Source organism: Cytobacillus sp. FSL H8-0458, from assembly GCF_038002165.1.
Lineage (GTDB): Bacteria > Bacillota > Bacilli > Bacillales > Cytobacillaceae > Cytobacillus.
In genome coordinates, this window is the sequence record NZ_JBBOBR010000001.1 from 232,720 (window position 1) to 246,397 (window position 13,678).

The following is a 13,678-nucleotide window of genomic DNA, read 5'->3' on the forward strand; positions in this document are numbered from 1 at the left end:
ACTATTCGAGGTGTAAAGAATGCCACAGTTCTTTCTGAACAAACGCCTGATTATTTTGCTTGTCAGCATTATTATTCTCGTGGCATTGATTGGATTTTCTTTAAAGGATAGAGAAAATTTGACCTGGCCTGAACAATTTTTAAAAGATACTACCGGGTTTATACAAAATGCTGTTTCCAGCCCTGTGAATTATGTGGCGGGATTCTTTGAAAATGTCGAAGACTTGCAAAATACATACAAAGAGAATAAAGATCTGAAGACAAGGCTGGATGAACTTGCAAGACTTGAGTCTGAGGTTCAGAGGCTGAAAAAGGATAACACAGAACTTCGAGAGATTTTGGATAAGAAAGATTCTTTAAGTGAATTTGAACCAAAGCAGGCAACAGTAATAGGCAGAAATCCCGACAGATGGCATGAATTGCTTATTATCAATAAGGGGAAAAATGCCGGAATTGAACCGAACATGGCGGTCATTACCTCAAAAGGCCTGATTGGCAAAGTAAAAAGCAGCAATACATTTACTTCAACCGTCCAGCTTCTTAGTTCAATGGATCCGACCAATCGCATCTCAGCTAAGATTCAGGCAGGCGAGAAAAACTTTTTCGGTCTGATTGAAGGCTATGATGATGATAAAGGTCTTCTTTTGCTTAAGAAGATTCCTTATGATGCGAAGGTTGAAAAGGATCAAAACGTTATTACATCAGGTCTGGGCGGTGTTTTCCCTGAGAGCCTTCCGATTGGGAAGGTTGTAGATGTTGTTCCAGATGAATTTGGTCTGACACAAACCGCATATGTTAAGCCAGGAGCAGACTTCTATGATATCGGACATGTAATGGTCGTTAAAAGAGGGGCATCACAGCCTGAACTAATGGAAATGGTTGATGAGAAGGAGGAGGAACTGTGAGAAGATTCCTTCTTCCTCTCATTCTCCTGGCCTTATTTATTGGTGAAAGCATATTTGTTCAAGTAACTCCGCATGATTTATTAGGCAGCGGAAAAATAGCAGTTCCCCGCTTTCTGATGGCTGCATTGCTTTTTTTGACTATTTTTGGCTCAAAAAAGCACGGAATTATTTACGGCCTATTATTCGGGCTGCTTTTTGATATTGTGTATGTTGAAATTATCGGCATTTATTTGTTTCTATTTCCGGTCATTGCTTTTATTACAACCAAACTAATGAGAATTCTTCAGATGAATATAGTGATGGCTTCCATAATTGTGCTTTTGGGCATCACCCTCCTTGAGGCCGGTGTCTACCAGATGAACTTACTAATTCACCATACGGATATGGAATTTGCAGTCTTTCTTTCGTCCCGTCTCTTGCCCACTCTGATATTGAATGCCATTTTTATTATTATAGCTGTCTACCCATTAAAAAGACTTTCTGAAAAATTTGCAGACAGCTTAAACGAATAATTGTTTGAAGTGATATAATTTCACAATGAGACAAAGAAACCGGATTTACTCCGGTTTCTTTTAAATGAATAATTTTCAGTAAAAAAGGGATTTAGAAGGTTTCTGTCGAATTCTACCTTTATGGGTAAATAAGGATAAGGAAAATCGACATATTTCTTATAAAATTTCTCCGCAGGCTGTATTTGAAGTTAAAGCCTGCTTAAAATAGAGTGCATCAGCACGAATGTGTTTCTTATCATTGAGGTGAACATCTTGAAATGAAAAAAAACCAAAACGTTACTATAAAAGGCACGAAAGATGGACTGACTTTGCATCTTGATGATTCCTGCTCTTATGGAGAATTGAAGAAAGAGCTTGACAGAAAGCTTTCAGAAAACTCCAGATCTGTTGAAGACCGGCTTCTTTCCGTGAGGGTGCAAGTCGGCAACCGTTATCTCACAGAAGAGCAGCAGGAAGAATTGAAGGAGTTAATCAGGCAAAAGAAGAACCTGATCGTTGAGTCTATAAGCTCCAATGTCATTACCAAAGAAGAAGCTGAAAAACAGAAGGAAGAAAACGAAATTGTATCTGTTGCGAAGGTGATTCGTTCGGGGCAGGTTCTCGAAACTCCTGGAGATTTGCTTCTTATCGGAGACGTAAATCCAGGGGGCACTGTTATGGCAGGAGGAAACATCTTTGTTATGGGGGCGCTTAAAGGCATAGCCCATGCCGGATGCCATGGAAATAATGAAGCCGTGGTGGTAGCTTCGCTTATGAAGCCGTCCCAGTTAAGGATCAGCAATTGTATTAACCGTGCCCCTGACAATGATCAGGAGGAAGAAAAACGGGAAATGGAATGTGCTTACATTGATGAAAATGATCAAATTACAGTAGATAGATTACAAGTTTTGATGCATCTGAGACCAAATATAACTAGATTGCAAGGGGGAAGCTAGGATGGGAGAAGCGATTGTCATTACGTCCGGAAAAGGCGGAGTCGGAAAAACGACTACTTCCGCAAATGTGGGTACTGCTCTGGCCCTTCAGGGAAAAAGAGTGTGCCTGGTGGATACAGACATTGGCCTTCGAAATCTTGATGTGGTAATGGGGCTTGAAAACCGCATTATTTATGATCTGGTCGATGTAGTGGAAGGCCGGTGCAAAATACATCAGGCTGTGGTTAAAGACAAACGGTTTGAAGATCTGCTGTATTTGCTTCCTGCTGCTCAAACAAGTGATAAGACGGCTGTTACACCAGAACAGATGAAAAAGCTGGTCGACGAATTAAAGCAGGATTATGACTATATTGTCATAGACTGTCCTGCTGGAATAGAGCAGGGGTACAAAAATGCGGTTGCCGGTGCAGATAAAGCAATTGTTGTAACCACTCCGGAAGTTTCAGCAGTACGTGATGCCGACCGGATTATCGGCTTGCTTGAAAAAGAAGAAAATGTAGAGGCTCCTAAACTGATAATAAATAGAATAAGAAGCCATATGATGAAAAATGGCGACATGCTTGATGTGGATGAAATAACTGCGCATTTGTCGATTGATTTAATCGGAATTGTGGCAGATGATGATGAAGTAATCAAGGCATCGAATCATGGTGAGCCTATTGCTTTAAACCCTAACAGCAAGGCTTCGGTTTCCTACCGTAATATCGCCCGCAGAATCCTTGGTGAAGCTGTACCCCTTCAGCCTCTGGAAGAAGAGAATAAGGGTGTATTTTCAAAACTAAAAAAGTTTTTTGGAGTAAAATAATAATTACTATTGAACCAAAGCCGGGGAGCCATCTCCGGTTTATTTTTTGTTCAAGACACCACTTCAAGTCATACTCTATTTGGACAACTCATAAACTTGTACAAATAGAGTTATATAGAAATGGTGGGGATATCATGAATTCTAGAGCGGATGAAATACGCAAGAGAATCGAGCGGAGAAAAAAGGACAAAGAGAGATTCTCGAAAAAGAAAGATTCAACGGTTCTTTGGACAGAAGATGAAGAGCGGTACGGGTTTAATAAGCTGCCATCATACGAAAGCAAGCTTGAAGAGGGAAACCATCCATTATTTCGCAAGGAATTATTTCTTTTCAAATTGCTTGCTTCTGCCTGTATTTTTTTATTCGCTGCCATTCTTTTTAAAAACCAGGCAGCGACTTTTGATCCTGCAAGAGATTTTGTAAAGACAGCAATGGAGAAAGATTTTCAATTCGCCGCAGTTTCCGGCTGGTATGAAGAACAATTTGGCAAACCGCTGGCCCTGCTGCCATTTTCAGATGGCAAAAGTGATGAGAAGAACGTTGAAGAAAACAGCGAATATGCATTGCCTGCTTCTGCGAAGATCCTGGAAGAATTTGATGATAATGGACAGAGAATAACAATCGAAACAGGAAAGGAAGCTTCCATTGAAGCAATGAGTGAAGGACTTGTGCGGTTCGCTGGAAAGAAAGATGGTTTCGGAAATACGGTCATTATTCAGCATGGTGATAAAAGTGAGTCCTGGTATGGCAATTTGGCTGAAATTAATGTGAATTTATATCAATATGTCGAAAAAGGAACCGGTATTGGTACGGCGGGTGATGCTGGTGATGGAGAAAAAGGGTCGTTTTATTTCGCGATTAAAAAAGATGATGATTTTATAGATCCGATCCAGGTGATCCCATTTGAATAAAATAACAGGATTAATTACACATATTCATATTCATCCTTTGTTATGGGCGATTATCGGACTGTCTGTTGCGACTGCTCATTTTATGGAATTATGCATGCTGCTCCTGATTATCTTTGTTCATGAAATGGGCCATGCCGCTGCTGCATCCTTTTATTCATGGAGAATAAAAAAGATTGCCCTCCTGCCATTTGGCGGTGTAGCGGAAATGGATGAACACGGGAACCGGCCGCTGAAAGAGGAGATTATAGTCATTATAGCAGGGCCGCTTCAGCATATATGGATGATGGGGGCGGCGCTGTTATTTTATGAGCTATCCTGGCTGTCTGCTGATATTTTTCATCTGTTTATTCAATTTAATTTGATGATATTAATTTTTAATCTGCTCCCTGTCTGGCCATTGGATGGAGGAAAGCTTGTTTTCTTATGGCTTTCTCTTAATCAGGCATTTCCGGAAGCGCACAGAAAAACACTTTACGTTTCGGCTGCGGGTCTAATCAGTTTCATAATAATAACTTTGCTGACCTCTCCGGTTAACTTGAATATATGGGTAATCCTCGCTTTTTTGGTGTTTTCGCTATATCATGAATGGAAGCAGAGCCGGTTCGTGTTTATCCGTTTTCTTCTCGAAAGGTATTATGGGAAGCACAGCGACTTTCGGACATTGAAGCCAATCGTTGTCCGGGAAGAGGAATTGGTTATTGACGTACTGGAAAGATTTCAGCGAGGATGCAAGCACCCCATCATTGTTGAAAAGGACGGGAAAGAAAAGGGTGCATTAGATGAAAATGAACTGCTGCACGCATGCTTTGCGGAAAAAGTGCTGACAGCTAAAATAGGGGATTTGCTTTATGTTTACTGAAGAGCAATTTTTGATTAACATGAATAAATAATGTTTTAAAGTGAGGAAATCGTTTTGAATAAGTTAGTTGTAAATTATGCATCAAGAGAGCGACGGTTTGTGCATTTAAAAGATAATAGGGTCGAAAAGCTATTTATTGACCAGCCGAAGCATCGTTCATCAGTTGGGGATATATACTTAGGCACCGTTGCAAAAGTAATGCCTGGATTGAATGCAGCTTTTGTAGAGATAGGTGAAGATCAAAGCGGATTCCTTCACCGCGACAAACTGGCATCCTATGTTAGTTCTGCCGAGGATCTGCAAGTAAAGGAAAAACGGAGTATTTCTTCCTTTGTCCATCAGGGAGAAAGAATACTTGTTCAAGTTGAAAAGGACGCTGCGGGAACGAAAGGACCAAGATTGTCAGGTTTGATTGAATTTTCAGGAGAGTCATTGATATATATGCCAAACGGCCGTTATGTTGCTGTTTCCAAGAAAATTGAGGATAGTAAAGCAAGAGAAAACTGGCGTCAATTTGGCTATCGCGCTAAAGAAGAGAATGAAGGTCTGATTTTCAGAACATCCTGCGTCAGCAGGAAAGAGAATGAACTTATGGATGAACTGGAAAAGCTCAGGCTGGAGTACAGGGACCTTTTAAGGGAAGCGGAAATGAAAAAAAAACCGGGAAAAGTGTATGAAGCGGATTCTTTTATTAAGGAAATAATCGAAGAAGCGAAGAAAATGGCTGACGGTGAAATCGCCGTGGACGATTTATCACTGAAGAATGTGCTCGTAAAAAACACGGGCCTGCCAATTCAGCTGTACACGGGCAAGGAAAATATCTTCTCTGCTTTTAATGCCGAAGCTGAAATTGATAAGGCGCTGAAACGAATTGTATGGCTTGAAAATGGGGCATATCTTATTTTTGATGAAGCAGAAGCTTTAACAGTCATCGATGTCAATACCGGGAAGTTCGCCGGTAAACAGGACCGCAGGGACACTGTGCTAAAAACCAATGAAATGGCGGCCGAAGAAGCTGCAAGACAGATCAGGCTCCGGGATATTGGCGGCATGATCCTAATCGATTTTATCGATATGAAAGAAGCATCCGATAGGAAGCATATTCTTGCCATAATGGAAAACGCGCTGAAAAAAGATGAAAGACGCACGAATCTTGTTGGTTTCTCTCCCCTTGGAATTCTTCAGATGACCCGCAAAAAAACACGACCGGCCATTTCGGAATCACTTACCGAAAGGTGCCAAGTATGCGAGGGCACCGGAAGAGTGCTGAGTGCTGAGACCATTGCCTTCAGGCTGGAAAGAGAACTGTGGGAACATCGCGGCAATGACCATGAAGCTGTCCTGATCGAAACCACCACAGACACAGCAGCGGTATTCTCAGGGGAAAATGATGACCATAAAAAAAGAATCGAAGACAGTATTGGCTTAAAGATTATTTTTTCCATTAAGGAAAATAGCAGGCCGTTTTATGAAATCCGAAAGTTTGGCAGTGCTAATGAGCTGGAATAGTTCAAAGCAGGCTGGGTTAAGCGACCCGCCTGCTTTTTTAACAGATAAGAAAGTATAACTTTGAACTTCGGTAACTGTCTAGCTCCAGCGCCTACCCCCTCGAGGTCACAAGCTTGTCTAGTTGCGGCTCCCAGGGACGAAAGACTAGCCAATCCCTTCCAGAAGGAAAGAACACCTTCTTGCAGGGCTCGTCTTATGCTTGTCGTCCCTGGGCAGTCGCCTCTACATTTGGGGCAAGCCTCCCAAAAAGGCAAAGAACACCTTTCCGTGAGGCTCGTCTTGTGCTTGATTCCCGCAGGACAAGGAAGGCTTCGTCAGCATAATCTTCGCACGACCAAAAGCGTCAGCTTTTGGGAGGATGCAGGTCATGCAGACGTTGCCACAGGACGTGGCGACCTTAGTCTGCGTTCCTTCGTGATCAAGGCGCATGCGCTTTTCTAAGTGCAGTATTTCCCACTTCCCTAATAGCCCCATTAACATTATAATTGTATAGGCACGCAAAATAGTTACTTTCAGGTGCAAAAAAAGAGAATCATATAATTCTTATTGACATGATAAATCATTATATGATAGGATTTTTATGTTATGTTTGTAGCGCACCCGTGCTACAACCGCACAGAACAGGTACATAAGCCCGCATTTCGTGTCGGCGCCTGGGATGGCGAGTCTTAGTCTAAGAGGAGGTGCAGTTCATGTACGCGATTATCGAAACTGGCGGAAAGCAATTACGTGTAGAAGAAGGTCAAGCTATCTACATCGAAAAGCTTAACGCTGAAGCAGGCGAAACAGTTACTTTTGAAAAGGTTCTTTTCGTTGGCGGAGACAGCGTAAAAGTAGGAAGCCCTGTAGTTGAAGGTGCTACTGTTACAGCTAAAGTTGAAAAACAAGGCCGTCAAAAGAAAATCACTGTATTCAAGTACAAAGCGAAGAAAAACTATCGTAAGAAGCAAGGTCATCGTCAGCCTTACACTAAAGTTGTGATTGAAAAAATCAACGCTTAATCAGGCGATTTAAGATGATTGAAATTACGATTATTCGTAAAGATTCCGGTAATATTCATTTGTTTGAAATAAGCGGTCATGCATTTTTCGCAAACAGAGGCAAGGATATCGTCTGTGCAGGCGTATCTGCCGTTTCCATCGGTGCCATTAATGCTGTCCATGCCCTAACCGGCGTGACACCAGAGATCAGCCATGGAGAGGGCTTTCTCCGCTGTGTCCTTCCTGATCTTCAGGATGACATGAATGAGAAAGTGCAGCTTCTGCTTGAAGGCATGGTTGTTTCATTGCAGACGATTGAAGAGGACTACGGAAAGTATATAAAAATTACCTTCAAAAAGCAGGAGGTGGAATAAATGCTATTAAAATTAGATCTTCAGTTGTTCGCTTCTAAAAAGGGAGTAGGTTCTACAAAGAACGGCCGTGATTCAATCTCTAAGCGTCTTGGCGCTAAGCGTGCGGACGGACAATTCGTTACTGGCGGCTCAATCCTATACCGTCAGCGCGGTACTAAGATCTACCCAGGTGTAAACGTGGGTAAAGGCGGCGATGACACACTATTCGCGAAAGTTGACGGTGTTGTTAAATTCGAGCGTCTTGGACGTGACCGCAAGCAAGTGAGCGTATATCCTGCAGCTCAAGAGGCGTAAGCCTTTTCGAGAAAACCCTAGCCCCACAAGGTTAGGGTTTTCTTTTTTTGGCAAAAAAAACCGCCGGTGCACTTCATATTTTATCTAATGAATCTATAGCAGCAGAAGACAGCAGCTCTTCATCGCATAAGCAATATTTTCTTATTTATCATAAATTTGCTTACTGTACCTATGTTTTTTGATATACTTACAGCAAGCACAGTCTTCTGACAGCCTAATAACCATACAGGAGTGCATATATGGAAAAAGACTGGAATATGATTGAAGTGCTGCGTCATGCCCGGCATGACTGGCTGAATAAAATACAATTAATTAAAGGCAACCTTTCCCTTAATAAGATAGACAGGGCTAAGGAAATCATAGATGAAATTGTGGTGGAAGCACAGCAGGAAGCAAGACTTTCAAATTTGAATCTTCCTGGGTTTGCTTCGCTTTTATTAACTTATAATTGGGAGAACCACTACTTTCAGCTTGAATATGAGGTGCTCGATGATCCCATTGCCGGGCGTTTGGATGACTCTGTCCTTTCTGAGTGGACAGGCTCTTTTTTGGCCATTTTGGACTCATCAGTAAAGCCTTACCATGATAATCATTTATCTGTATCCATCAGGCATGAAAAAGATGGGGCTCGTTTCTTTTTTGATTTTAGCGGAATACTAACAGATATGGATCAATTGGAGAAGTTCTTTAAAAAGAAGAACACTGACATAACGGCCGCTCTTCAGGAATTAGCTGAAGAGGAGCTGGCACTGGAATTATTTGTGCCATTCATTGCGAATGGCAGAGAGTGATATCTGATAAAAAAAGCAATACTAAGTGTGAAACTCTGCAGGCTGGGCACTTCTTAACTGTAAGAAGCGGATCCGGTCAGTGCCGGTAATCTGGCTGAATGCCAGACAATCGGGACATACTGCAGACGGGAGGAATTAATATATGTTTGTCGATCAAGTCAAAGTTTATGTTAAAGGCGGGGACGGGGGCAACGGAATGGTTGCTTTCCGCCGGGAAAAATATGTGCCGAACGGAGGCCCGGCCGGCGGAGATGGCGGCAAGGGCGCCAATGTTGTTTTTGAAGTGAATGAAGGATTGCGCACGTTAATGGATTTCCGCTATCAGCGCCATTTTAAAGCTCCACGCGGTGAGCATGGCATGTCCAAAAACCAGCATGGAAGAAATTCAAAAGACATGATTGTTAAAGTACCGCCGGGAACAGTTGTAACAGATGCTGAATCCGGGGAAGTAATCGCCGATCTGACTGAGCACGGGCAAAGAGCTGTCATAGCACGCGGGGGCCGCGGAGGCAGGGGAAATACCCGATTTGCGACACCTGCTAATCCTGCTCCTGAATTGTCCGAACATGGCGAACCGGGCCAGGAACGAGATGTTGTGCTGGAGCTCAAGCTTTTAGCTGATGTTGGTTTAGTGGGTTTCCCAAGCGTCGGAAAATCGACTTTACTGTCAGTTGTATCATCAGCAAGACCGAAGATTGCAGAATACCACTTTACGACAATTGCCCCCAATTTGGGAATGGTTGAGACTGAAGATGGACGCAGCTTTGTTATGGCAGACTTGCCTGGATTAATTGAAGGCGCCCATTCGGGAGTAGGACTTGGCCATCAGTTTTTGCGGCATATTGAAAGAACAAGGGTTATTGTTCATGTTATCGATATGGCTGCAGTTGAGGGCAGAGATCCTTTTGAAGACTACCTAACGATCAATAAAGAATTAAAAGAATATAACCTGCGTCTCACAGAAAGGCCGCAAATCATTGTGGCTAATAAAATGGACATGCCTGATGCAGAGGAAAATCTAAATAAATTCAAGGAACAGCTTGATGAAGATTATCCGATTTTCCCGATATCCGCTCTAACAAGACAAGGGTTAAGGGATTTATTATTTGCCGTTGCAGATAAGGTTGAAGAAACCCCTGAATTCCCGCTGTCACATGAAGAAGAGGAAGACACAGGTGTCCACCGCGTTCTTTACAAGCATGAAGCTGAACAGACTGAATTTGTCATTACGAGAGACCCTGCAGGAGTGTTCGTTGTTTCAGGCGATGCTATTGAGAAACTCTTTAAGATGACTGACTTCTCAAGAGATGAATCTGTCCGCAGGTTTGCCAGACAGCTGCGCGGAATGGGTGTGGATGATGCTCTTCGTGAAAAAGGAGCAAAAGACGGTGATACCGTTAAGCTGCTTGATTATGAATTCGAGTTTATTGACTAACCTTCTCGATTGACGGGGTGGAGAAATGAGAAAAGATAGATTCGATAAGAAATTTTATTTGGTTCGCGAAGATGTTTTGCCTGAAGCCATGAAGAAAACATTGGATGCGAAGGAAATGATCGAAAGGGGAAAAGCCGAATCGGTTTGGGATGCTGTCCAGAAAGTTGATTTGAGCAGAAGTGCTTTTTATAAATATAGAGACACTGTGTTCCCTTTCCATACTGTTGTCAAAGAACGGCTGATCACTTTATTCTTTCACCTGGAAGACAGGTCGGGGACTTTATCACATTTATTAGGCGTTGTGGCTTCATCGGGGTGCAATGTCTTAACAATTCACCAGACCATTCCCCTTCAGGGAAGGGCAAATGTCACGCTTTCCCTGAATGTAACTGAAATGGGCATCGAGATTGAGGAACTATTGGCAAGGCTTCGAAAATTGGAGTTTGTGGAAAAAGTAGAGGTGCTGGGAACGGGTGCATGAGAAAATGTGCTCTGTACCCTGCCCTTTTTTCATTTTTTATTTTGTAAATCACATACATATGTTAAAGTAATAAAGAATGAAGGGAGTTTTCAGTCATTTAAAATAAGTCTGAATAAAAAGGAGGTAATTACCGTGAAGTTAGGATTTTTAGGACCTAAAGCCACTTTTACAGATATTGCAGCCAGGAGCTTGTTCCCTAATGAGACAGCCGTTGCCTACCCAACGATACCTGCCTGTTTTGATGCTTTAAATGAGAATGAAATAGAGCTGGCGGTAGTTCCTCTTGAAAACGCATTGGAAGGCTCAGTGAACATTACATTGGACTATTTAATCCATGAAGCGGATTTTCCGATTATCGGCGAACTGACAGCTCCTATTCGCCAGCATTTTATGGTTCATCCAGCTCATGTTAAGGAGTGGGATAAAACCGATGTGGTTTATAGTCATTCCCATGCTATTGCACAATGTCATAAATTTCTGCATAAAGAGCTGAAAGGAATCCCTTGTGAAAGCACTACTTCTACAGCCGCAGCAGCTCAATTTGTAAAAGAAAATCCAGACTTGCGGGCAGGTGCCATAGCTAATGAATTAGCTGCGGAAGTATATGGATTGACGATCGTTAAAGAGGATATCCATGATTTCGATTATAACCATACAAAGTTCATTGTTTTAGCCAATAAAGAATTGTCAATCAGCGAAGAACGCAAGGAATTTGCAGGGCACAAGACGACTGTTATGGTGACGCTGCCGGCTGACAGGTCAGGGGCACTTCATCAGGTGCTTTCGGCATTTGCCTGGAGGAAGCTCAATTTGACTAAGATTGAATCAAGACCGATGAAAACGGGATTGGGAAATTATTTCTTTATCATTGACGTGGATATGAAATTGGATGACGTCCTGATCCCTGGGGCAGCTGCTGAATTGGAGGCATTGGGCTGCAGTGTTAAGGTTTTGGGCAGCTATCCGTATTTTCAGCTTCGGAATAAGAACAGCAGAGTTCTGCAGGAATAAAAAAAAGGATCCGGCAAATACATATCCGGGTCCTTTTTGTATTTAAAGCTATTCCAGGTTAATAAGAAATCCCGCATCTTTTAATAATTTCTCAGCTTCATCGAGTTTTCGTTCTGAGGCTGCAGAAAGAGTATGGAGGTGGATGCCATCTGTTAATTCTGATAAGAAAGAAGCCTTTGTGGAAGTAATTTTATCCATAAATTGCTTGACTTCCTGGCGGGTAGATACCATAACCGATGCAGTTAAGTCACCATAGACGGGATGTTCAATTCTTACATCTTTTACAGTAACTCCATGATCGACAAGCAAATTCAATTCTTCTTCAGTCCTCGCAGGGTCATGATGACAAGCAATGACCCGCTCGGCTGATGATGCAGAAAAAGCCTGATGAAGATACATATAACCCTGGCTCGTGGCAATGATTGGCTCTTTTCTAGCTTTTAGAAGGGTGATATCCCCAACAATTACCTGTCTGCTTACATTTGTTTTTGCTGCAAGGTCGCCTCCTGTAATGGGCTGTCCGCTTTCTTTCAGCAGCTGAAGCAGAAAGGTCCTCCGCTCTTCTCCGAGCACCTTTTTTTGTTCATTCATATTTTCTCACCCTTATAATCCGATAATGTCTCATTCTAACATAAGGAACGGCAGAAGAAAAAATTAGAGCAGTACGAGTTCACGGGCCATGATAGCCAGCTTTTCCCCCAATGCCTTTGCATCCTCAGCAGATGTATTCCATCCGAAAGAAATCCTGATAAATTCTTTGCCTTTTTTATCTGCAACTCCCAGTGCCTCCATCGTTTTAGAAACAGTTTGCAAGCCTGTGCTGCATGCACTTCCTGTTGATATGGCAAATCCGAGCCTATTGCATTCGAGCATGATATATTGTCCTTCCACTCCTTTTAGCCGAAGCCCCAATGTAGAAGGAAGCTGGTGAGAGCCTGTAAAATCGTATATTACGAATTTCTCCTGTGCAGGTTCAAGTTCCTTCAGCAGTACTTCTCGCAGCATTTGGAAATGGCTGTTATGCTTGTTTAAATTTACATAAGCTTTCTGTGCAGCGACTGTCATCCCAACAACTCCCGGAAGATTTACGGTGCCTGGCCTGAATCCCTTTTCATGTGAAATTCCGGGTAAGAATGAGCTCCACCGCATGCCTGGTTTTAAGTAAACTCCTCCGACCCCTTTTGGCCCATAAAATTTATGTGCAGAAAAGGACAGGCTATCAGCTAAGCGGGCGACCTCTTTTAAATCTGATTTGCCAAAAGAATGGACACAATCACTATGCAGCAATATTTGCCTTTCCCTGCAAAGGCCGCTGATCTCAAGGAGAGGCTGCAATGTGCCGATTTCAGAATTGCCGTGCTGTATGGTAACTAAGACGGTATCATCCCTGACGGCGGAACTTAATTTTTTCAGGTCTATACGGCCATCTTCACCAAAAGGAATTTTTGTGATTTCATAGCCTTTCTCAATGTGTAATTTCTCTAAAACACTATGAATGGATGAATGTTCAGCGATTCCCGTTATGACATGTTTACCTGATTTTTCAGAAGCAGACAGCAACGCTGCTATTGCAAGAAAATTGCTTTCCGTACCTCCGCTGGTAAAATAGATTCCTTCACTCTTAACGCCTAAAATTCCAGCCAATTCCCTCCTGCAATTTTCAAGGAGCCCTTCTGCTGCGCTCCCGGTATCATGAAGGCTGCTCGAATTGCCAAAGTATTCAGTTGAGGCTTTTATATAGGCATTTGCCGCTTCTCTGTCGAGCGGACAAGATGCTGCATAATCGAAATATTTAATGCTCCCCACCTGCTTTCGCTTTCTAATTAAATCGTTCAAAAAGTCAGAAGTTCCTCTTAAACTATGAAAACCTCTTGTCA

The 13,678-nt window shown here is 42.5% G+C and carries 16 protein-coding genes and 1 other annotated feature; of the genes, 14 read left to right on the plus strand and 2 right to left on the minus strand.

The window, feature by feature from the left end; translation table 11 throughout:
• The first annotated feature begins 19 nt into the window (after positions 1 to 19).
• The 14 genes from mreC to pheA all read left to right on the plus strand — a co-directional run bounded on the left by mreC (position 20) and on the right by pheA (position 11,801).
• A complete protein-coding gene (mreC, locus tag NYE23_RS01045) occupies positions 20 to 904 on the plus strand; it encodes a rod shape-determining protein MreC (RefSeq protein WP_341074883.1) in 885 nt (294 codons plus the stop codon).
• A complete protein-coding gene (mreD, locus tag NYE23_RS01050) occupies positions 901 to 1,416 on the plus strand; it encodes a rod shape-determining protein MreD (RefSeq protein WP_341074886.1) in 516 nt (171 codons plus the stop codon). Before mreC ends, mreD begins: the two co-directional genes overlap by 4 nt.
• A 257-nt stretch (positions 1,417 to 1,673) precedes the next feature.
• Positions 1,674 to 2,351, plus strand: a complete 678-nt coding sequence (gene minC / locus NYE23_RS01055; protein ID WP_048010999.1) for a septum site-determining protein MinC — start codon at positions 1,674 to 1,676, stop codon at positions 2,349 to 2,351.
• 1 nt (position 2,352) lies between these two features.
• Entirely contained in the window at positions 2,353 to 3,156 is an 804-nt protein-coding gene (gene minD / locus NYE23_RS01060) for a septum site-determining protein MinD (RefSeq protein ID WP_048010998.1), read from the plus strand.
• Positions 3,157 to 3,290: 134 nt separating this feature from the next.
• Positions 3,291 to 4,067 (plus strand): M23 family metallopeptidase, encoded by a 777-nt coding sequence (locus tag NYE23_RS01065; protein WP_341074889.1) that lies wholly within the window; start codon positions 3,291 to 3,293, stop codon positions 4,065 to 4,067.
• Positions 4,060 to 4,926 carry a M50 family metallopeptidase gene (locus NYE23_RS01070; protein WP_341074890.1) on the plus strand — a complete coding sequence of 289 codons (867 nt, stop codon included), beginning with the start codon at positions 4,060 to 4,062 and terminating at the stop codon, positions 4,924 to 4,926. The genes NYE23_RS01065 and NYE23_RS01070 overlap by 8 nt, the downstream gene beginning before the upstream one ends.
• A gap of 54 nt (positions 4,927 to 4,980) precedes the next feature.
• A complete protein-coding gene (locus tag NYE23_RS01075; protein WP_341074891.1) occupies positions 4,981 to 6,435 on the plus strand; it encodes an Rne/Rng family ribonuclease in 1,455 nt (484 codons plus the stop codon).
• A 599-nt stretch (positions 6,436 to 7,034) separates the two neighbouring features.
• Positions 7,035 to 7,114: a sequence feature (ribosomal protein L21 leader region), on the plus strand.
• A 13-nt stretch (positions 7,115 to 7,127) separates the two neighbouring features.
• Positions 7,128 to 7,436, plus strand: coding sequence for a 50S ribosomal protein L21 (gene rplU, locus NYE23_RS01080; RefSeq protein ID WP_035331309.1), 309 nt, complete (start codon positions 7,128 to 7,130; stop codon positions 7,434 to 7,436).
• 14 nt (positions 7,437 to 7,450) lie between these two features.
• Entirely contained in the window at positions 7,451 to 7,789 is a 339-nt protein-coding gene (locus tag NYE23_RS01085; protein ID WP_341074892.1) for a ribosomal-processing cysteine protease Prp, read from the plus strand.
• Entirely contained in the window at positions 7,790 to 8,083 is a 294-nt protein-coding gene (gene rpmA / locus NYE23_RS01090) for a 50S ribosomal protein L27 (protein ID WP_009333115.1), read from the plus strand. It begins immediately after the preceding gene.
• A 239-nt stretch (positions 8,084 to 8,322) separates the two neighbouring features.
• Positions 8,323 to 8,874 carry a sporulation initiation phosphotransferase B gene (locus NYE23_RS01095; RefSeq protein ID WP_341074893.1) on the plus strand — a complete coding sequence of 184 codons (552 nt, stop codon included), beginning with the start codon at positions 8,323 to 8,325 and terminating at the stop codon, positions 8,872 to 8,874.
• A 142-nt stretch (positions 8,875 to 9,016) separates the two neighbouring features.
• A complete protein-coding gene (obgE, locus tag NYE23_RS01100; RefSeq protein WP_341074895.1) occupies positions 9,017 to 10,309 on the plus strand; it encodes a GTPase ObgE in 1,293 nt (430 codons plus the stop codon).
• A 25-nt stretch (positions 10,310 to 10,334) separates the two neighbouring features.
• Positions 10,335 to 10,790, plus strand: coding sequence for an ACT domain-containing protein (locus NYE23_RS01105; protein ID WP_053434259.1), 456 nt, complete (start codon positions 10,335 to 10,337; stop codon positions 10,788 to 10,790).
• A 132-nt stretch (positions 10,791 to 10,922) separates the two neighbouring features.
• Complete coding sequence (gene pheA, locus NYE23_RS01110; RefSeq protein WP_341074898.1) at positions 10,923 to 11,801, plus strand: prephenate dehydratase; 879 nt, start codon at positions 10,923 to 10,925, stop codon at positions 11,799 to 11,801.
• Between the two features lie 48 nt (positions 11,802 to 11,849).
• Here the strand turns inward: pheA and NYE23_RS01115 are convergent, their stop codons facing one another.
• The gene (locus NYE23_RS01115; RefSeq protein WP_341074899.1) at positions 11,850 to 12,392 is read right to left on the minus strand and encodes a transcription repressor NadR; all 543 of its coding nucleotides are present in this window, start codon (positions 12,390 to 12,392) and stop codon (positions 11,850 to 11,852) included.
• A 63-nt stretch (positions 12,393 to 12,455) separates the two neighbouring features.
• Positions 12,456 to 13,637, minus strand: coding sequence for an IscS subfamily cysteine desulfurase (locus NYE23_RS01120; protein ID WP_341074900.1), 1,182 nt, complete (start codon positions 13,635 to 13,637; stop codon positions 12,456 to 12,458).
• Positions 13,638 to 13,678: the final 41 nt, after the last annotated feature.